Source organism: Escherichia sp. F1, assembly GCF_046764225.1.
In the GTDB taxonomy this organism is placed as follows: domain Bacteria; phylum Pseudomonadota; class Gammaproteobacteria; order Enterobacterales; family Enterobacteriaceae; genus Escherichia; species Escherichia coli.
In genome coordinates this window covers 3,996,444-4,015,652 of sequence record NZ_CP177202.1, presented here as the reverse complement: position 1 = coordinate 4,015,652, position 19,209 = coordinate 3,996,444, and the positions used below count along the sequence as shown (strand labels likewise).

General features: G+C 52.2%; 15 protein-coding genes. 9 read left to right on the top strand and 6 right to left on the bottom strand.

The features are described 5' to 3' along the window. The first annotated feature begins 9 nt into the window (after positions 1–9). Both aceF and lpdA read left to right on the top strand, forming a co-directional pair. Positions 10–1,902, top strand: a complete 1,893-nt coding sequence (gene aceF / locus ACK8NJ_RS19280) for a pyruvate dehydrogenase complex dihydrolipoyllysine-residue acetyltransferase (protein ID WP_000963535.1) — start codon at positions 10–12, stop codon at positions 1,900–1,902. Positions 1,903–2,226: 324 nt separating this feature from the next. Further along, the gene (gene lpdA / locus ACK8NJ_RS19275) at positions 2,227–3,651 is read left to right on the top strand and encodes a dihydrolipoyl dehydrogenase (RefSeq protein WP_000102485.1); all 1,425 of its coding nucleotides are present in this window, start codon (positions 2,227–2,229) and stop codon (positions 3,649–3,651) included. Between the two features lie 70 nt (positions 3,652–3,721). Here lpdA and ACK8NJ_RS19270 read toward each other — a convergent pair whose 3' ends face one another. Then, positions 3,722–5,575, bottom strand: coding sequence for a DUF3300 domain-containing protein (locus tag ACK8NJ_RS19270; protein WP_411961882.1), 1,854 nt, complete (start codon positions 5,573–5,575; stop codon positions 3,722–3,724). A 354-nt stretch (positions 5,576–5,929) separates the two neighbouring features. On the opposite strand from ACK8NJ_RS19270, the gene acnB reads away from it, so the two are divergent. Both acnB and yacL read left to right on the top strand, forming a co-directional pair. Next, the gene (gene acnB / locus ACK8NJ_RS19265) at positions 5,930–8,527 is read left to right on the top strand and encodes a bifunctional aconitate hydratase 2/2-methylisocitrate dehydratase (RefSeq protein ID WP_247157461.1); all 2,598 of its coding nucleotides are present in this window, start codon (positions 5,930–5,932) and stop codon (positions 8,525–8,527) included. Positions 8,528–8,702: 175 nt separating this feature from the next. Continuing rightward, positions 8,703–9,065, top strand: coding sequence for a protein YacL (gene yacL / locus ACK8NJ_RS19260; RefSeq protein WP_000384306.1), 363 nt, complete (start codon positions 8,703–8,705; stop codon positions 9,063–9,065). Between the two features lie 37 nt (positions 9,066–9,102). Here the strand turns inward: yacL and speD are convergent, their stop codons facing one another. From speD to ACK8NJ_RS19245, 3 genes are all read right to left on the bottom strand, one after another. After that, positions 9,103–9,897, bottom strand: a complete 795-nt coding sequence (gene speD, locus ACK8NJ_RS19255) for an adenosylmethionine decarboxylase (protein WP_000734287.1) — start codon at positions 9,895–9,897, stop codon at positions 9,103–9,105. A gap of 15 nt (positions 9,898–9,912) precedes the next feature. After that, positions 9,913–10,779 carry a polyamine aminopropyltransferase gene (gene speE / locus ACK8NJ_RS19250; protein ID WP_000818414.1) on the bottom strand — a complete coding sequence of 289 codons (867 nt, stop codon included), beginning with the start codon at positions 10,777–10,779 and terminating at the stop codon, positions 9,913–9,915. A 105-nt stretch (positions 10,780–10,884) separates the two neighbouring features. Continuing rightward, on the bottom strand, positions 10,885–11,232 hold the full coding sequence (locus ACK8NJ_RS19245) for a YacC family pilotin-like protein (RefSeq protein WP_001295568.1): 348 nt from the start codon (positions 11,230–11,232) through the stop codon (positions 10,885–10,887). Positions 11,233–11,397: 165 nt separating this feature from the next. Here ACK8NJ_RS19245 and cueO point away from each other — a divergent pair, with 165 nt between their 5' ends. Continuing rightward, complete coding sequence (cueO, locus tag ACK8NJ_RS19240; protein ID WP_001189606.1) at positions 11,398–12,948, top strand: multicopper oxidase CueO; 1,551 nt, start codon at positions 11,398–11,400, stop codon at positions 12,946–12,948. Between the two features lie 46 nt (positions 12,949–12,994). On the opposite strand, the gene gcd is transcribed toward cueO, so the two are convergent. Beyond that, a complete protein-coding gene (gcd, locus tag ACK8NJ_RS19235) occupies positions 12,995–15,385 on the bottom strand; it encodes a quinoprotein glucose dehydrogenase (RefSeq protein ID WP_001309217.1) in 2,391 nt (796 codons plus the stop codon). 205 nt (positions 15,386–15,590) lie between these two features. Here gcd and hpt point away from each other — a divergent pair, with 205 nt between their 5' ends. Further along, entirely contained in the window at positions 15,591–16,127 is a 537-nt protein-coding gene (gene hpt / locus ACK8NJ_RS19230; protein WP_000683335.1) for a hypoxanthine phosphoribosyltransferase, read from the top strand. 40 nt (positions 16,128–16,167) lie between these two features. Here the strand turns inward: hpt and can are convergent, their stop codons facing one another. Beyond that, the gene (can, locus tag ACK8NJ_RS19225) at positions 16,168–16,830 is read right to left on the bottom strand and encodes a carbonate dehydratase (RefSeq protein ID WP_000651599.1); all 663 of its coding nucleotides are present in this window, start codon (positions 16,828–16,830) and stop codon (positions 16,168–16,170) included. A 108-nt stretch (positions 16,831–16,938) separates the two neighbouring features. Between can and ACK8NJ_RS19220 the strand changes: the two genes are divergently transcribed. The 3 genes from ACK8NJ_RS19220 (at position 16,939) to ACK8NJ_RS19210 (ending at position 19,177) form a co-directional block, all read left to right on the top strand. After that, positions 16,939–17,865: an ABC transporter ATP-binding protein gene (locus tag ACK8NJ_RS19220; RefSeq protein ID WP_000150637.1), complete on the top strand. Its 927-nt coding sequence runs from the start codon at positions 16,939–16,941 to the stop codon at positions 17,863–17,865. Then, the gene (locus tag ACK8NJ_RS19215; protein ID WP_000972203.1) at positions 17,862–18,632 is read left to right on the top strand and encodes an ABC transporter permease; all 771 of its coding nucleotides are present in this window, start codon (positions 17,862–17,864) and stop codon (positions 18,630–18,632) included. Before ACK8NJ_RS19220 ends, ACK8NJ_RS19215 begins: the two co-directional genes overlap by 4 nt. Positions 18,633–18,736: 104 nt before the next feature. After that, entirely contained in the window at positions 18,737–19,177 is a 441-nt protein-coding gene (locus ACK8NJ_RS19210; protein WP_000901987.1) for a PTS sugar transporter subunit IIA, read from the top strand. Positions 19,178–19,209 lie beyond the last annotated feature (32 nt).

The window sequence follows — 19,209 nt, the reverse complement described above, 5'->3', positions numbered from 1 at the left end:
AAAAGAATAATGGCTATCGAAATCAAAGTACCGGACATCGGGGCTGATGAAGTTGAAATCACCGAGATCCTGGTCAAAGTGGGCGACAAAGTTGAAGCCGAACAGTCGCTGATCACCGTAGAAGGCGACAAAGCCTCTATGGAAGTTCCGTCTCCGCAGGCGGGTATCGTTAAAGAGATCAAAGTCTCTGTTGGCGATAAAACCCAGACCGGCGCACTGATTATGATTTTCGATTCCGCCGACGGTGCAGCAGACGCTGCACCTGCTCAGGCAGAAGAGAAGAAAGAAGCAGCTCCGGCAGCAGCACCAGCGGCTGCGGCGGCAAAAGACGTTAACGTTCCGGATATCGGCAGCGACGAAGTTGAAGTGACCGAAATCCTGGTGAAAGTTGGCGATAAAGTTGAAGCTGAACAGTCGCTGATCACCGTAGAAGGCGACAAGGCTTCTATGGAAGTTCCGGCTCCGTTTGCAGGCACCGTGAAAGAGATCAAAGTGAACGTGGGTGACAAAGTGTCTACCGGCTCGCTGATTATGGTCTTCGAAGTCGCGGGTGAAGCAGGCGCGGCAGCTCCGGCGGCTAAACAGGAAGCGGCTCCGGCAGCGGCCCCTGCATCAGCGGCTGGCGTGAAAGAAGTTAACGTTCCGGATATCGGTGGTGACGAAGTTGAAGTGACCGAAGTGATGGTGAAAGTGGGCGACAAAGTTGCCGCTGAACAGTCACTGATCACCGTAGAAGGCGATAAAGCGTCTATGGAAGTTCCGGCTCCGTTTGCAGGCGTCGTGAAGGAACTGAAAGTCAACGTTGGCGATAAAGTGAAAACTGGCTCGCTGATTATGATCTTCGAAGTTGAAGGCGCAGCGCCTGCGGCAGCTCCTGCGAAACAGGAAGCGGCAGCGCCGGCTCCGGCAGCAAAAGCTGAAGCCCCGGCAGCAGCACCGGCTGCGAAAGCGGAAGGCAAATCTGAATTTGCTGAAAACGACGCTTACGTTCACGCGACTCCGCTGATCCGCCGTCTGGCACGCGAATTTGGCGTTAACCTGGCGAAAGTGAAGGGCACTGGCCGTAAAGGTCGTATCCTGCGCGAAGACGTTCAGGCTTACGTGAAAGAAGCTATCAAACGTGCAGAAGCAGCTCCGGCGGCAACTGGCGGCGGTATCCCAGGCATGCTGCCGTGGCCTAAAGTGGACTTCAGCAAGTTTGGTGAAATCGAAGAAGTGGAACTGGGCCGCATCCAGAAAATCTCTGGTGCGAACCTGAGCCGTAACTGGGTGATGATCCCGCATGTTACTCACTTCGACAAAACCGATATCACCGAGCTGGAAGCGTTCCGTAAACAGCAGAACGAAGAAGCGGCGAAACGTAAGCTGGATGTGAAGATCACCCCGGTTGTCTTCATCATGAAAGCGGTTGCTGCAGCTCTTGAGCAGATGCCTCGCTTCAACAGTTCGCTGTCGGAAGACGGTCAGCGTCTGACCCTGAAGAAATACATCAACATCGGTGTGGCGGTGGATACCCCGAACGGTCTGGTTGTTCCGGTATTCAAAGACGTCAACAAGAAAGGCATCATCGAGCTGTCTCGCGAGCTGATGACTATTTCTAAGAAAGCGCGTGACGGTAAGCTGACTGCGGGCGAAATGCAGGGCGGTTGCTTCACCATCTCCAGCATCGGCGGCCTGGGTACTACCCACTTCGCGCCGATTGTGAACGCGCCGGAAGTGGCTATCCTCGGCGTTTCCAAGTCCGCGATGGAGCCGGTGTGGAATGGTAAAGAGTTCGTGCCGCGTCTGATGCTGCCGATTTCTCTCTCCTTCGACCACCGCGTGATCGACGGTGCTGATGGTGCCCGTTTCATTACCATCATTAACAACACGCTGTCTGACATTCGCCGTCTGGTGATGTAAGTAAAAGAGCCGGCCCAACGGCCGGCTCTTTTCTGGTAATCTCATGAATGTATTGAGGTTATTAGCGAATAGACAAATCGGTTGCCGTTTGTTGTTTAAAAATTGTTAACAATTTTGTAAAATACCGACGGATAGAACGACCCGGTGGTGGTTAGGGTATTACTTCACATACCCTATGGATTTCTGGGTGCAGCAAGGTAGCAAGCGCCAGAATCCCCAGGAGCTTACATAAGTAAGTGACTGGGGTGAGGGCGTGAAGCTAACGCCGCTGCGGCCTGAAAGACGACGGGTATGACCGCCGGAGATAAATACATAGAGGTCATGATGAGTACTGAAATCAAAACTCAGGTCGTGGTACTTGGGGCAGGCCCCGCAGGTTACTCCGCTGCCTTCCGTTGCGCTGATTTAGGTCTGGAAACCGTAATCGTAGAACGTTACAACACCCTTGGCGGTGTTTGCCTGAACGTCGGCTGTATCCCTTCTAAAGCACTGCTGCACGTAGCAAAAGTTATCGAAGAAGCCAAAGCGCTGGCTGAACATGGTATCGTCTTCGGCGAACCGAAAACCGATATCGACAAGATTCGTACCTGGAAAGAGAAAGTGATCAATCAGCTGACCGGTGGTCTGGCTGGTATGGCAAAAGGCCGCAAAGTCAAAGTGGTCAACGGTCTGGGTAAATTCACCGGGGCTAACACCCTGGAAGTTGAAGGTGAGAACGGTAAAACCGTGATCAACTTCGACAACGCGATCATTGCAGCGGGTTCTCGCCCGATCCAACTGCCGTTTATTCCGCATGAAGATCCGCGTATCTGGGACTCCACTGACGCGCTGGAACTGAAAGAAGTACCAGAACGCCTGCTGGTAATGGGTGGCGGTATCATCGGTCTGGAAATGGGGACCGTATACCACGCGCTGGGTTCACAGATTGATGTGGTTGAAATGTTCGACCAGGTTATCCCGGCAGCTGACAAAGACATCGTTAAAGTCTTCACCAAGCGTATCAGCAAGAAATTCAACCTGATGCTGGAAACCAAAGTTACCGCCGTTGAAGCGAAAGAAGACGGCATTTATGTGACGATGGAAGGCAAAAAAGCACCCGCTGAACCGCAGCGTTACGACGCTGTGCTGGTAGCGATTGGTCGTGTGCCGAACGGTAAAAACCTCGACGCAGGCAAAGCTGGCGTGGAAGTTGACGACCGTGGTTTCATCCGCGTTGACAAACAGCTGCGTACCAACGTACCGCACATCTTTGCTATCGGCGATATCGTCGGTCAGCCGATGCTGGCACATAAAGGTGTTCACGAAGGTCACGTTGCCGCTGAAGTTATCGCCGGTAAGAAACACTACTTCGATCCGAAAGTTATCCCGTCCATCGCCTATACCGAACCAGAAGTTGCATGGGTAGGTCTGACTGAGAAAGAAGCGAAAGAGAAAGGCATCAGCTATGAAACCGCCACCTTCCCGTGGGCTGCTTCTGGTCGTGCTATCGCTTCCGACTGCGCAGACGGTATGACCAAGCTGATTTTCGACAAAGAATCTCACCGTGTGATCGGTGGTGCGATTGTCGGTACTAACGGCGGCGAGCTGCTGGGTGAAATCGGCCTGGCAATCGAAATGGGTTGTGATGCTGAAGACATCGCACTGACCATCCACGCGCACCCGACTCTGCACGAGTCTGTGGGCCTGGCGGCAGAAGTGTTCGAAGGTAGCATTACCGACCTGCCGAACCCGAAAGCGAAGAAGAAGTAATTTTTCGTTTGCCGGAACATCCGGCAATTAAAAAAGCGGCTAACCACGCCGCTTTTTTTACGTCTGCAATTTACCTTTCCAGTCTTCTTGCTCCACGTTCAGAGAGACGTTCGCGTACTGCTGACCGTTGCTCGTTATTCAGCCTGGCAGTATGGTTACTGTCGTTTAGACGTTGTGGGCGGCTCTCCTGAACTTTCTCCCGAAAAACCTGACGTTGTTCAGGTGATGCTGATTGAACACGCTGGCGGGCGCTATCACGTTGCTGTTGATTCAGTGGGCGCTGCTGTACTTTTTCCTTAAACACCTGGCGCTGTTCGGGAGTTGCAGACTGAATACGCTCACGCGCTGCCTCTCTTCGCTGCTGGTTCTGCGGGTTAGTCTGCATTTTCTCGCGAACCGCCTGGCGCTGCTCAGGCGAGGCGGACTGAATACGCTCACGCGCTGCCTCTCTTCGCTGCTGGTTCTGTGGGTTAGTCTGCATTTTCTCGCGGACTGCCTGGCGCTGCTCAGGCGAGGCCGACTGATAACGCTGACGAGCAACGTCCTTTTGTTGCTGGGTCAGTGGTTGGCGACGGCTGAAGTCGCGGAAGTCGTCATAGCTCCCATAGTGTTCAGCTTCATTAAACCGCTGTGCCGCTGCCTGACGTTGGGTATCTCGCGTAATGATGGGTGTGGCGTGTGTTCGTTGCTGAAACTGACTTGCTGCCGCCTGACGCTGGCTGTCGCGTGTTGGAGCAGGTAACTGCGTGGCGCTCATGCCGCCGTTAACATCGGTTTGGTGAAACCGCTTTGCCATATCCTGATCATGATAGGGCACACCATCACGGTAGTTTGGATTGTGCCGCCATGCCATATTCTTATCAGTAAGATGCTCACCGGTGATACGGTTGAAATTGTTGACGTCGATATTGATGTTGTCGCCATTGTGTTGCCAGCCATTACCATCACGATGACCGCCATCGTGATGGTGATAATCATCATCGTCATGATGATGATGGTCATGATCGTCGTCATCCCAGTCGATGCTGCTGAATAGTGCGTATGTGGTAGCAACGCCCATGCTATAGCCGAATCCGCGCACAAAGCTGTCAACAAACGGTTCTCCGGCTGGCGGCGGCAGATAAACTGGCGGATAAGCGGTATTGGCCCAACTGCCGTAAACCACGTTTGGGTTGTAGTTGGGAATATAGACCACATCAGGATTGGCGGGCTCAATAGAAATGACGGTTGTTGCCGGCTCTGTAATGACGGGGTTGGCAGTTAAAACGGTATTGGATGGTATGACGGGTGCCGTGACTGTCTGTTTTACCGGTACAGCTTTCTTCGTTGTGGTAATAACTTTCTGTTCGGTTGATGACTTCAGCGAACCGGTTTGTTGCGCCAGTTGCCGCAATCGCTGTACCGAGTCCATCACGTCCTGCGGCTGCGCCAGAAAAGCATCGCCCAGGTTTTGCACCCATTGCGGGTTTTCGCCCATCAACGCCATCAACTGTGGAAAGGCCACCAGTGATTTGACGCTGGCGTCCCACGGCTGGTCAGATACCGCCTGAATAGCAGCATCGCCTTGTTTAAGTGGATTATCGTGCGACCATTGTACTGCTTGAGCAACGTTTGCCGGATAGGTTGATGCCATTAACACTTGTGAAAGCAGAGAGTCGGGGTACAGCGCGACAGGCGCAACCCATTGATCTATTTGCGCAGTGCTGAATGCGGATTTGACGACGGCAGGTGTTACAGGAGGCACGGAAACCGTTGCAGGAAGCGTAACTGCGGAGATGTCAGGCGCAGTCTGTTGTGTCGATTGCGCTTCCACAGGCGCTTCCACTGTGCGGCTTTTTATATATAGCCCGGCAGAGGCGGCACAAAGCCCGGCACTGCAAATTAGCGCCAGCACATGGGGTTTAAACGGCAAAGTCATTTTCATAATTCGGATCTCAAGGAAATCGCAATGGTCGGCGAACTGCCACCCGCAGGTGCTGAGAATCCGAGTATAAAGAGGCGGTAGTTTAAATTTTGACTAATCTTGGGATTCGTTGAGAAAGGTGATTATCACCATGCGAATTAACGAAGTTTTTACGGAGGGAAACAATCTCTAGACCATCCTTAACGATTCAGCCACTTTTTTATGTTGCTTTTTTGTAAACGGATTAACACATCGTCAAAATCCTGCTATTCTGCCCGTTGCGGTACTGGGCATTTACCCTACAAACTGCTGTCTCACAGGAGCGTGAAGAGAATCGCCTGCCGCACTATGACAATGAGAGCGAGGAGAACCGTCGTGCTAGAAGAATACCGTAAGCACGTAGCTGAGCGTGCCGCTGAGGGGATTGCGCCCAAACCCCTGGATGCAAACCAAATGGCCGCACTTGTAGAGCTGCTGAAAAACCCGCCCGCGGGCGAAGAAGAATTCCTGTTAGATCTGTTAACCAACCGTGTTCCCCCTGGCGTCGATGAAGCCGCCTATGTCAAAGCAGGCTTCCTGGCTGCTGTCGCCAAAGGTGAAGCCAAATCCCCACTGCTGACTCCGGAAAAAGCCATCGAACTGCTGGGCACCATGCAGGGTGGTTACAACATTCATCCGCTGATCGATGCGCTGGATGATGCCAAACTGGCACCGATCGCTGCCAAAGCACTTTCTCACACGCTGCTGATGTTCGATAACTTCTATGACGTAGAAGAGAAAGCCAAAGCAGGCAATGAATATGCTAAGCAGGTAATGCAGTCCTGGGCGGATGCCGAATGGTTCCTGAATCGCCCGGCGCTGGCTGAAAAACTGACCGTTACCGTCTTTAAAGTAACTGGCGAAACCAACACCGATGACCTCTCTCCGGCACCGGATGCGTGGTCACGCCCGGATATCCCACTGCACGCGCTGGCGATGCTGAAAAACGCCCGTGAAGGTATTGAGCCAGATCAGCCAGGCGTTGTTGGTCCGATTAAGCAAATCGAAGCTCTGCAGCAGAAAGGTTTCCCGCTGGCGTACGTCGGTGACGTTGTGGGTACGGGGTCATCGCGTAAATCCGCCACTAACTCCGTTCTGTGGTTTATGGGCGATGATATTCCATATGTGCCGAACAAACGCGGCGGTGGTTTGTGCCTCGGCGGTAAAATTGCACCCATCTTCTTTAACACGATGGAAGATGCGGGTGCACTGCCAATTGAAGTGGACGTTTCTAACCTGAACATGGGCGACGTAATTGACGTTTACCCGTACAAAGGTGAAGTGCGTAACCACGAAACCGGCGAACTGCTGGCGACCTTCGAACTGAAAACCGACGTGCTGATTGATGAAGTGCGTGCTGGCGGCCGTATTCCGCTGATTATCGGGCGTGGCCTGACCACCAAAGCGCGTGAAGCACTTGGTCTGCCGCATAGTGATGTGTTCCGTCAGGCGAAAGATGTCGCTGAGAGCGATCGCGGCTTCTCGCTGGCGCAGAAAATGGTCGGTCGTGCCTGCGGTGTGAAAGGCATTCGTCCGGGCGCGTACTGCGAACCGAAAATGACTTCTGTAGGTTCACAGGACACCACCGGCCCGATGACCCGTGATGAACTGAAAGACCTGGCGTGTCTGGGCTTCTCGGCTGACCTGGTGATGCAGTCTTTCTGCCACACCGCGGCGTATCCGAAACCAGTTGACGTGAACACGCACCATACGCTGCCGGACTTCATTATGAACCGTGGTGGTGTGTCGCTGCGTCCGGGTGACGGCGTAATCCACTCCTGGCTGAACCGTATGCTGCTGCCGGATACCGTCGGTACCGGTGGTGACTCCCATACCCGTTTCCCGATCGGTATCTCTTTCCCGGCGGGTTCTGGTCTGGTGGCATTTGCAGCCGCAACAGGCGTAATGCCGCTGGATATGCCGGAATCCGTTCTGGTGCGCTTCAAAGGCAAAATGCAGCCGGGCATCACCCTGCGCGATCTGGTACACGCTATTCCGCTGTATGCGATCAAACAAGGTCTGCTGACCGTTGAGAAGAAAGGCAAGAAAAACATCTTCTCAGGTCGCATTCTGGAAATTGAAGGTCTGCCGGATCTGAAAGTTGAGCAGGCCTTTGAGCTGACCGATGCGTCCGCCGAGCGTTCTGCTGCCGGTTGTACCATTAAGCTGAACAAAGAACCGATCATTGAATACCTGAACTCTAACATCGTCCTGCTGAAGTGGATGATTGCCGAAGGTTACGGCGATCGTCGTACCCTGGAACGTCGTATTCAGGGCATGGAAAAATGGCTGGCGAATCCTGAGCTGCTGGAAGCCGATGCAGATGCGGAATACGCGGCAGTGATCGACATCGATCTGGCGGATATTAAAGAGCCAATCCTGTGTGCTCCGAACGATCCGGATGACGCACGTCCGCTGTCTGCGGTACAGGGTGAGAAGATCGACGAAGTGTTTATCGGTTCCTGCATGACCAACATCGGTCACTTCCGTGCTGCGGGTAAACTGCTGGATGCGCATAAAGGCCAGTTGCCGACCCGCCTGTGGGTGGCACCGCCAACCCGTATGGACGCCGCGCAGTTGACCGAAGAAGGCTACTACAGCGTCTTCGGTAAGAGTGGTGCGCGTATCGAGATCCCTGGCTGTTCCCTGTGTATGGGTAACCAGGCGCGTGTAGCAGACGGTGCGACGGTGGTTTCCACCTCTACCCGTAACTTCCCGAACCGTTTAGGTACTGGCGCGAATGTCTTCCTGGCTTCTGCGGAACTGGCTGCTGTTGCGGCGCTGATTGGCAAACTGCCGACGCCGGAAGAGTACCAGACCTACGTGGCGCAAGTAGATAAAACTGCCGTTGATACTTACCGTTATCTGAACTTCAACCAGCTTTCTCAGTACACCGAAAAAGCCGATGGGGTGATTTTCCAGACTGCGGTTTAATAAGTAAGCGCATGCGCTGCGCATAAACGACACAATGCCCGGTGAATGAGATTCCCGGGCATTTTTTTATTTCTAAACCATCGCCGTTCCGCTGTTTTTCTCCGGTAAGGCTGCGATAATTACATCAATGGCGCAATGCGATTTCGGCGCATTGCCGGGAGCAGAGGAACACACTATGGATTACGAATTTCTGCGCGATATTACCGGAGTGGTAAAGGTGCGTATGTCCATGGGGCATGAAGTGGTCGGGCACTGGTTTAATGAAGAGGTGAAAGAAAACCTGGCCTTGCTTGATGAAGTGGAACAAGCAGCGCACGCACTGAAAGGTAGCGAACGTTCCTGGCAGCGGGCAGGGCATGAGTACACGCTATGGATGGACGGCGAAGAAGTGATGGTTCGCGCCAATCAACTGGAATTCGCTGGCGATGAAATGGAAGAGGGGATGAACTACTACGATGAAGAAAGCCTGTCGCTATGTGGCGTTGAGGATTTTCTGCAGGTGGTGGCGGCTTACCGTAATTTCGTGCAGCAGAAGTAAATAAATCTGGCGGAGCCTGGGAGCTCCGCCAGAGCCGTTAAACAGCTGGCATATTGCGCCCGTAATAAATCTCGCGCATTTCTTTCCACAGCGCAGCGGTAATTTCCTGGCGCTCGCTGTCGGTTAAATCTTCCGGTTTGGTGTGGAACATGTAGTGCTTAAGGTCGAACTCTTTAAGCAACATCTTGGTATGGAAGATATTTTCCTGATAGACGTTTACATCCACCATGTCATACAGCGCCTTCATATCGTCAGACATAAAGTTCTGAATCGAATTAATCTCATGGTCGATAAAGTGCTTCATACCGTTAATGTCGCGGGTAAAACCGCGCACGCGATAATCAATGGTTACGATATCGGACTCAAGCTGGTGGATCAGGTAATTCAGCGCCTTCAGCGGAGAAATCACGCCGCAGGTAGAGACTTCAATATCGGCGCGGAAGGTACATAAACCGCCTTCAGGATGACTTTCCGGGTAGGTATGTACGCAAATATGACTTTTATCGAGATGGGCAACGACCGTTTCTGGCAGTGGGCCGGGGTGTTCTGTTTTGTCGATGAGTTTCGGGTCAACCGGTTCTTCACTCACCAGAATAGTGACGCTGGCACCCTGTGGTTCGTAATCCTGGCGGGCGATGTTAAGAATATTGGCCCCGATAATGGAACAGGTTTCTGACAGGATTTCGGTCAGACGGTTGGCATTATAGAGTTCATCGATATAAGCAATATAACCGTCGCGTTCTTCGGCAGTTTTGGCGTAGCAGATATCGTAAATACAAAAACTCAGACTTTTGGTCAGATTATTAAAGCCATGTAGTTTCAGTTTTTTCAATTTCTTATCTTCTCCTTAGGACGGCTGTGAAGCCAGTGCGTCTTGCAGATACTGGGGTAAGGCAAAAGCTGCCGTATGGACTGCCGGATTGTAATAACGGCATTTCAGGCCAGAAGCGAGAAAACGCGCCTGAATAATTTCGGTTGAGAGATGGCGTAAGGCGTCGTTATCTGTCGCCCATGCAAAGGTCATGATGCCGCCGTAATAGGTCGGGATCGCCGCCTGATAAAAGCCAACGTCGCTGAAGTAATGGCTGAGTTTGCGATGGCTGTCGATGGCTTCTTCCTGCTGTAAAAAGCAGACGCCGTTTTGTGCGACGAAGATACCGCCAGGATTCAGGCAACGTTTGCAGCCTTCATAAAATGCTGAGGTGAACAGACTTTCGCCGGGACCGATAGGATCGGTGCAGTCGGAGATAATGACATCAAAGGTCTGGCTGGTTTGATTCACGAAATTGACGCCATCGTCGATCACCAGCTTAAAGCGCGGATCGTCGTAACTACCGGCGTTATGGTTGGGCAGATACTGACGGCAGAACGACACGACACCCGCATCGATTTCCACCATCGTGATTGACTCAACGTTTTTATGTCGGGTTACTTCACGCAGCATGGCACCGTCGCCGCCGCCGATAATCAGCACATGTTTCGCGTGACCGTGGGCCAGTAGCGGAACATGGGTCATCATCTCATGATAGATAAACTCGTCGCGCTCGGTGGTTTGTACTACGCCATCCAGCGCCATTACGCGGCCAAATGCAGCGTTCTCAAAAATGATCAGATCCTGGTGATCGGTCTTTTCATGATACAGAACGTTATCTACCGCAAAGTACTGCCCAAACTGGTCGTGTAGCGTTTCATGCCACTGTTTTTTTTCGGCCATGGGTTGATACCTCCTTTGTTAACACCCGTAAAAAAAGGGCGCAACATAATAGCTAACATTGACCGCGGATGCACGGTCAATATTTCTACAAAAAGGTATCAGGGATTATTTGACGTAGGCAAGCAGGCTTAAGGAATCGCGAGCCAGGGCTTTGCACTTTTTAGCGACGGGAATGCCAATGCCGCTGAGATCGCGGTAGCTGTCTTCACCGAGGGCTTTCATGTCGAAGGTGTCGTAATTACTGAGATCCCACTGGTTTTGCTGGGCGAAAAAGACCAGTGCGCGACGAATTTGCCCGTTAGGTAAGTTCTGGTAACCACAATCGTTCTTCAGAAAGACAAAAACTGCCGTTAAATCGGCCATATCTTCGGCTTCAGACTCGCTGAGCGCGTAACTGTTTGCGCAGACGGCCATCAGGCTGCCGAATAACACTGTTCTGAAAAACGTCTTCATTGCTTCTACCAGGGGCTTAAAGAAGATAAACGTTAGCACACTGCGAGCGAGGCGACGACCATTATTGTCGATTAAATTGTGTCTGCGGCTTGACCTTCCCGTAAGGGGAAGGACTATGCTCAACGTTTGATTTTGTTTCGCCTGCTTAAGAATAAGGAAATAACTATGCAACGTCGTGATTTCTTAAAATATTCCGTCGCGCTGGGCGTGGCTTCGGCTTTACCGCTGTGGAGCCGCGCAGTATTTGCGGCGGAACGCCCAACGTTACCGATCCCTGATTTGCTCACGACCGATGCCCGTAATCGCATTCAGTTAACTATTGGCGCAGGCCAGTCCACCTTTGGCGAGAAAACTGCAACTACCTGGGGCTATAACGGCAATCTGCTGGGGCCGGCGGTGAAATTACAGCGCGGCAAAGCGGTAACGGTTGATATCTACAACCAACTGACGGAAGAGACAACGTTGCACTGGCACGGGCTGGAAGTACCGGGTGAAGTCGACGGCGGCCCGCAGGGAATTATTCCGCCAGGTGGCAAGCGCTCGGTGACGTTGAACGTTGATCAACCTGCCGCTACCTGCTGGTTCCATCCACATCAACATGGCAAGACCGGACGTCAGGTGGCGATGGGGCTGGCTGGTTTGGTGGTGATTGAAGATGACGAGATCCTGAAATTAATGCTGCCAAAACAGTGGGGTATTGATGATGTCCCGGTGATTGTTCAGGATAAAAAATTTAACGCTGACGGGCAGATTGATTATCAACTGGATGTGATGACCGCCGCCGTGGGCTGGTTTGGCGATACGCTGCTGACCAACGGTGCAATCTACCCGCAACACGCTGCCCCGCGTGGTTGGCTGCGCCTGCGTTTGCTCAATGGCTGTAACGCCCGCTCGCTCAATTTCGCCACCAGCGACAATCGCCCGCTTTATGTGATTGCCAGCGACGGTGGTCTGCTACCTGAACCGGTGAAGGTGAACGAGCTTCCCGTGCTGATGGGCGAGCGTTTCGAAGTGCTGGTGGAGGTTAACGACAACAAACCGTTTGACCTGGTGACGCTGCCAGTCAGCCAGATGGGGATGGCGATCGCGCCGTTTGATAAGCCGCATCCGGTAATGCGGATTCAGCCGATTGCTATTAGTGCCTCCGGTGCTTTGCCAGACACATTAAGTAGCCTGCCAGCATTACCTTCGCTGGAAGGGCTGACGGTACGTAAGCTGCAACTCTCTATGGACCCGATGCTCGATATGATGGGGATGCAGATGCTGATGGAGAAATATGGCGATCAGGCGATGGCCGGGATGGATCACAGCCAGATGATGGGCCATATGGGGCACGGCAATATGAATCATATGAACCACGGCGGGAAGTTCGATTTCCACCATGCCAATAAAATCAACGGTCAGGCGTTTGATATGAATAAGCCGATGTTTGCGGCGGCGAAAGGGCAGTACGAACGTTGGGTTATCTCTGGCGTGGGCGACATGATGCTGCATCCGTTCCATATTCACGGCACGCAGTTCCGTATCTTGTCAGAAAATGGCAAACCGCCAGCCGCTCATCGCGCGGGCTGGAAAGATACCGTTAAGGTAGAAGGTAATGTCAGCGAAGTGCTGGTGAAGTTTAATCACGATGCACCGAAAGAACATGCTTATATGGCGCACTGCCATCTGCTGGAGCATGAAGATACGGGGATGATGTTAGGGTTTACGGTATAAAAAGACCGTATTCGGAAATATGCCCGGATCTCTCCGGGCATTATGGTTACTTCACATCATCCGGCAGCGCATAAGCCACAATATAGTCGCCCATCTTCGTACCAAATGAACCGTGACCGCCTGCGGAGATCACCACATACTGCTTGCCATTCACTTCATAGGTCATTGGCGTAGCCTGACCACCCGCCGGTAAACGGCCCTGCCACAGTTTTTCACCGTTGCTCATGTTGTAAGCGCGCAGGTAGTTATCTGCCGTAGCGGCGATAAACAGTACGTTACCCGCTGTGGAGATTGGCCCGCCCAGCATCGGCATACCCATATTGAACGGCACCGGTACAGGCATCGGGAACGGCATACTGTCCTGCGGCGTACCAATACGTTTCTTCCACACCACTTCATTGGTTTTCAGATCCAGCGCCGAGATATAGCCCCATGCTGGCTGTTTACATGGCAGACCAAACGGTGAGAGGAACGGGTTGAGCGTGACACCATACGGTACACCGTACTGTGGCTGAATGCCGGATTCCGTACCCGTGCCTTTGGCATCTTTCGGCTGCTCCATCGGGTTACCCGGACCGCGTGGGATCAGTTTCGAAACAAACGGCAGTGCCATTGGGTTGGCAATTGCCACTTCACGATTCGGATCAACGGAAATCCCGCCCCATTCGAACATCCCCAGGTTACCCGGGAAGACCAGCGTACCCTGTTCAGATGGCGGGGTGAAAATGCCTTCATAGCGCATCTGGTGGAACATCACGCGGCACACCAGCTGGTCAAACATGGTGGCTCCCCACATATCCGCACCGCTCAAATCTTTCGTCGGACGGAAGCTCAGTTCAGAAAACGGTTGAGTTGGGGTTACGTAATCGCCTTTCGCTGCACCTTGGGGAACCGGTTTTTCCGGTGCCGGAACCACCAGTTCGCCATTACGACGATCGAGCACAAAAATGTTGCCGGTTTTCGCTGGAGCATAAATGACCGGAACCTTTTGACCGTTAACGGTGATGTCCGCCAGCGTCGGCTGTGCCGGAAGATCCATATCCCACAGGTCGTGATGAACGGTCTGGTAGCTCCACGCCAGTTTCCCGGTAGTGGCATTCAGCGCCAGAATCGAGCTGGCATAACGTTCCTGTTCCGGTGTGCGGTTACCGCCCCAGATATCCGGCGTGGTCACGCCCATCGGCAGATAGACCAGATCCAGCTTCGCGTCATAGGCCGCTGGTGCCCACGAGTTTGGCGAGTTAAAGGTAAAGGTGTGTTCGTCAGACGGGATTGCGTTAGGATCTTTCGCACCAGGATCAAAAGCCCACAACAGCTCCCCGGTGTTGACATCAAAACCACGGATCACGCCAGACGTTTCGCGGGTTGAGAAGTTGTCGGTGACTGAACCGGCCATCACGATGGTTTTATCGGTGATAATCGGCGGCGAAGTCGGCTCATACAGACCCGGCTTGGTGTCCGGCATATTGCTTTGCAGATTGAGCACGCCTTTATTAGCGAAGGTTTCGCACAGCTTGCCGTTTTCAGCGTTAATCGCAATCAGACGACCATCATTCACCGGAAGAATGATACGACGCGGGCAATCCGCCATCACTTCTGGCGAGGCAGTTTCTGCTTTGGCTTCATGATAAGAGACGCCACGACAGGTTACATGCTGGAAGGACTCGTTGGTTTTCAGCTCAGGATCGTAATGCCATTTCTCTTTACCGCTGGCGGCATCGAGCGCAAATAGGCGCTGGTGCGCGGTACACAGGTAAAGGGTGTCGCCCACTTTAATTGGCGTCACTTCATTGGTGATTTCACCCGGATCGTTCGGCTGCTTCACATCGCCAGTACGGAACACCCAGGCTTCTTTCAGCTTGTGAACGTTATCGGCGTTAATTTGTTTCAGAGGTGAAAAGCGTTGACCTTCCTGATTACGACCATAGGCAGGCCAGTCCTGATCGGCAACGGGGGAGATTGCTTCGGCAGGTGTGGCATCGGCGCTTAAGGTGCCGTTGATTTCCTGCGGATCGTTAAATCCCGCCCAGGTGAGGATTCCGCCACTAATCAGCAACGCCACCACCAGAGCGGCAACTGCGCCGCTGGCAGGAATGACCAGGCGACGCCAGACAAACGGCAGGATCAGCCAGATGCCGAAGAAGACCAGAATGTCGCTGCGCGGAGTCAGCGCCCAGAAGTCGAAACCAACTTCCCAGACGCCCCAAATCATGGTGCCGAGCAGCAGGGCGGCGTATAGCCAAAGCGCGGCGCGTTTACTGCGCCACAGCATCCAGGCGACGCCGAGCATCACAAGGCCAGCGATAGGGTAGTACCAGGAGCCGCCAATCGCGACCAGCCAGCCTCCGCCAATGAGTAGATACAGCCCGCAAAGTGCTGCAAAAAGGGCTGTTAGCGTGACGAGTAATCGTCGCGAGCCTGTATTGTTAATTGCCATAAAGAGACACCATTTCAATTCATTAATATTTTAGTAGCAATTAATTATAGGTTTTAACATGTGTGATCGTCATCACAATTCGAGCTTTATTAACAGATTCCGCGAATGAATAGTTTTACTGGTATACTGCGTGTCTTGCGCTTTGTTGCGGTGCCAAAACCTGCCCGTGCGAAGTGATTTGTTTTTAAATCATATGGTTAGAGATATGAAACATACTGTAGAAGTAATGATCCCCGAAGCGGAGATTAAAGCGCGTATCGCCGAACTGGGTCGTCAGATTACTGAGCGTTACAAAGACAGCGGCAGCGATATGGTGCTGGTGGGTCTGCTGCGTGGCTCATTTATGTTTATGGCGGACCTGTGTCGTGAAGTTCAGGTATCTCATGAAGTCGATTTTATGACCGCCTCCAGCTACGGTAGCGGCATGTCCACCACCCGTGATGTGAAAATCCTCAAAGATCTGGATGAAGATATCCGTGGCAAGGACGTGCTGATTGTTGAAGATATCATCGACTCGGGTAATACACTGTCGAAAGTGCGTGAGATCTTAAGCCTGCGCGAACCGAAGTCGTTGGCGATTTGTACGCTGCTGGATAAACCGTCCCGTCGTGAAGTGAACGTCCCGGTAGAATTCATCGGTTTCTCGATCCCGGATGAGTTTGTGGTGGGTTACGGCATTGATTACGCACAGCGTTACCGTCATCTGCCGTATATCGGCAAAGTGATTCTGCTGGACGAGTAAGTGTGAAGTTGCCGGATGTGTTGCATCCGGCATGGCATTTTTATTTGTGGTTGGCGTGTTTCAGCTTGAGATTGGAAATCCCGTGACGGTAACGTTGCTCAAGAGTTTCGCGGTTGGTCGCTGTGACATCCAGATCACGCAGCAAGCCGTCGTGAATGCCGTAGGCCCAGCCGTGAATGGTGACTTTCTGCCCGCGTTTCCACGCTGATTGCATAATGGTGGAGTGGCCCAGGTTATACACCTGTTCCATGACGTTCAGTTCACACAAGGTATCCAGACGGCGCTCTTGCGGCATTTCGCCGAGCAATGAGCTATGTTTGAACCAGATATCGCGGATATGCAGCAGCCAGTTGTTGATAAGCCCCAGTTCCGGGTTTTCAACTGCGGCTTGTACGCCGCCGCAACCGTAGTGACCACAGATAATAATGTGTTCAACTTCGAGTACATCCACTGCATACTGAACCACGGAAAGGCAGTTCAGGTCGGTGTGAATGACCAGGTTAGCAACATTACGGTGAACAAAGAGTTCGCCCGGCTCAAGACCGGTTAAACGTTCTGCAGGAACGCGACTGTCGGAACATCCAATCCATAGAAAGCGCGGTTTTTGCGCTTGTGCCAGTTTCTCAAAAAACCCGGGATCCTCTTCCACCAGCATTTTTGACCATAGTGCATTGTTGCTGATGAGTGTATCTATGTCTTTCATGGAGGTTAACGACCTGTAACCAAATAATTACGTTTGGCTAATATAGGGCAACTCCGGGACGATTTAAACCACAGATAAAGTGTAAGAACGTAAGGTAAGTAAAAATTTATGACCATTGCACTGGAACTTCAACAGCTTAAAAAAACCTATCCAGGCGGCGTTCAGGCGCTTCGTGGAATAGATTTGCAGGTCGAAGCGGGTGATTTTTATGCGCTTCTCGGGCCGAACGGGGCCGGGAAATCGACCACTATCGGTATTATCAGCTCTCTGGTAAATAAAACCTCCGGGCGGGTCAGCGTATTTGGTTACGATCTCGAGAAGGATGTCGTGAACGCTAAACGTCAGTTGGGACTGGTGCCGCAGGAATTTAACTTCAACCCGTTTGAAACCGTACAGCAAATTGTGGTGAATCAGGCAGGGTACTACGGTGTGGAGCGCAAAGAAGCGTACATCCGCAGCGAAAAGTATCTTAAACAGCTCGATCTATGGGGGAAACGCAACGAACGTGCGCGCATGTTATCTGGCGGGATGAAACGCCGTTTAATGATTGCCCGTGCGTTAATGCATGAACCTAAACTACTGATTCTCGACGAGCCAACGGCAGGCGTGGATATTGAACTTCGCCGCTCAATGTGGGGCTTTTTGAAGGATTTAAACGACAAAGGCACCACCATCATTCTCACCACACACTATCTGGAAGAAGCAGAAATGCTGTGCCGCAATATCGGCATTATTCAGCACGGTGAGCTGGTAGAAAATACTTCGATGAAGGCGCTGCTGGCGAAGCTGAAATCAGAAACCTTTATTCTCGATCTCGCACCGAAAAGCCCGTTACCGAAGCTCGATGGCTATCAGTATCGACTGGTCGATACCGCGACGCTGGAAGTTGAAGTGCTGCGTGAGCAGGGGATCAACAGCGTATTTACGCAGTTAAGTGAGCAGGGCATTCAGGTATTAAGTATGCGTAACAAAGCTAACCGTCTGGAAGAGCTGTTTGTTTCACTGGTTAATGAAAAACAAGGAGATCGCGCATGATGCATCTTTACTGGGTGGCGCTAAAAAGCATCTGGGCGAAAGAGATCCATCGCTTTATGCGTATCTGGGTGCAGACGCTGGTGCCGCCAGTCATCACCATGACCCTTTACTTTATTATCTTCGGTAACCTGATTGGTTCGCGTATTGGCGATATGCATGGCTTCAGCTACATGCAGTTCATCGTACCGGGGCTGATCATGATGTCGGTGATCACCAACGCCTACGCTAACGTCGCGTCATCATTTTTTGGTGCCAAGTTCCAGCGTAATATTGAAGAGCTGCTGGTAGCGCCGGTTCCGACTCACGTCATTATTGCCGGATATGTCGGCGGTGGCGTGGCGCGTGGTCTGTTTGTTGGCATTCTGGTGACGGCAATTTCACTGTTTTTTGTGCCGTTTCAGGTGCATTCGTGGGTATTTGTCGCTTTAACGCTGGTGCTCACGGCGGTGTTGTTCTCCCTTGCGGGTTTGCTGAACGGCGTGTTTGCCAAAACGTTCGATGACATCAGCCTGGTGCCAACCTTTGTGTTAACGCCACTTACGTATTTGGGCGGGGTCTTTTACTCACTGACTTTGTTGCCGCCGTTCTGGCAAGGGCTGTCGCATCTGAACCCAATCGTTTATATGATCAGTGGTTTCCGCTACGGCTTCCTCGGTATCAATGATGTTCCGCTGGTCACTACCTTCGGTGTACTGGTGGTCTTTATTGTGGCGTTTTATTTGATCTGTTGGTCGCTGATCCAACGTGGACGTGGTTTGCGTAGCTAAGGCTATTTCCTCTCCTCTGGATTTGGGGGAGAGGAGTTTTGACGGCTATCACCCTTTATCAACAATGGTCAGGGTAGACTGATTTTCGGCTAAGGAGGAAGGCGATGTTAGGTTGGGTAATTACCTGTCACGATGACCGTGCGCAAGAGATACTGGATGCGCTGGAGAAAAAACATGGGGCACTTCTTCAGTGCCGGGCCGTGAATTTCTGGCGCGGATTAAGTTCTAATATGCTCAGCCGCATGATGTGCGATGCTCTGCATGAAGCGGACTCTGGTGAGGGTGTCATCTTCTTAACCGATATAGCCGGAGCGCCACCGTATCGCGTGGCTTCATTATTAAGCCACAAACACTCCCGTTGCGAAGTGATTTCTGGTGTCACGTTACCGTTAATTGAACAGATGATGGCTTGCCGTGAAACCATGACCAGTTCAGAGTTTCGCGAGCGTATTGTCGAACTGGGTGCGCCGGAGGTGAGTAGTCTTTGGCACCAACAACAAAAAAATCCGCCTTTCGTCCTCAAACATAATTTGTATGAGTATTAACCCGCGATTCTGATGGCGCTTTTGCTACAATA

What these genes read in the sequence shown, in the direction of transcription:
- ACK8NJ_RS19220 (WP_000150637.1), top strand. Translation starts at nt 16,939, where the DNA reads ATGACCATTGCACTGGAACTTCAACAGCTTAAAAAAACCTATCCAGGC.
- ACK8NJ_RS19245 (WP_001295568.1), bottom strand. Translation starts at nt 11,232, where the DNA reads ATGAAGACGTTTTTCAGAACAGTGTTATTCGGCAGCCTGATGGCCGTC.
- ACK8NJ_RS19215 (WP_000972203.1), top strand. Translation starts at nt 17,862, where the DNA reads ATGATGCATCTTTACTGGGTGGCGCTAAAAAGCATCTGGGCGAAAGAG.
- ACK8NJ_RS19270 (WP_411961882.1), bottom strand. Translation starts at nt 5,575, where the DNA reads ATGAAAATGACTTTGCCGTTTAAACCCCATGTGCTGGCGCTAATTTGC.
- speE (WP_000818414.1), bottom strand. Translation starts at nt 10,779, where the DNA reads ATGGCCGAAAAAAAACAGTGGCATGAAACGCTACACGACCAGTTTGGG.
- can (WP_000651599.1), bottom strand. Translation starts at nt 16,830, where the DNA reads ATGAAAGACATAGATACACTCATCAGCAACAATGCACTATGGTCAAAA.
- gcd (WP_001309217.1), bottom strand. Translation starts at nt 15,385, where the DNA reads ATGGCAATTAACAATACAGGCTCGCGACGATTACTCGTCACGCTAACA.
- aceF (WP_000963535.1), top strand. Translation starts at nt 10, where the DNA reads ATGGCTATCGAAATCAAAGTACCGGACATCGGGGCTGATGAAGTTGAA.
- hpt (WP_000683335.1), top strand. Translation starts at nt 15,591, where the DNA reads ATGAAACATACTGTAGAAGTAATGATCCCCGAAGCGGAGATTAAAGCG.
- lpdA (WP_000102485.1), top strand. Translation starts at nt 2,227, where the DNA reads ATGAGTACTGAAATCAAAACTCAGGTCGTGGTACTTGGGGCAGGCCCC.
- cueO (WP_001189606.1), top strand. Translation starts at nt 11,398, where the DNA reads ATGCAACGTCGTGATTTCTTAAAATATTCCGTCGCGCTGGGCGTGGCT.
- yacL (WP_000384306.1), top strand. Translation starts at nt 8,703, where the DNA reads ATGGATTACGAATTTCTGCGCGATATTACCGGAGTGGTAAAGGTGCGT.
- ACK8NJ_RS19210 (WP_000901987.1), top strand. Translation starts at nt 18,737, where the DNA reads ATGTTAGGTTGGGTAATTACCTGTCACGATGACCGTGCGCAAGAGATA.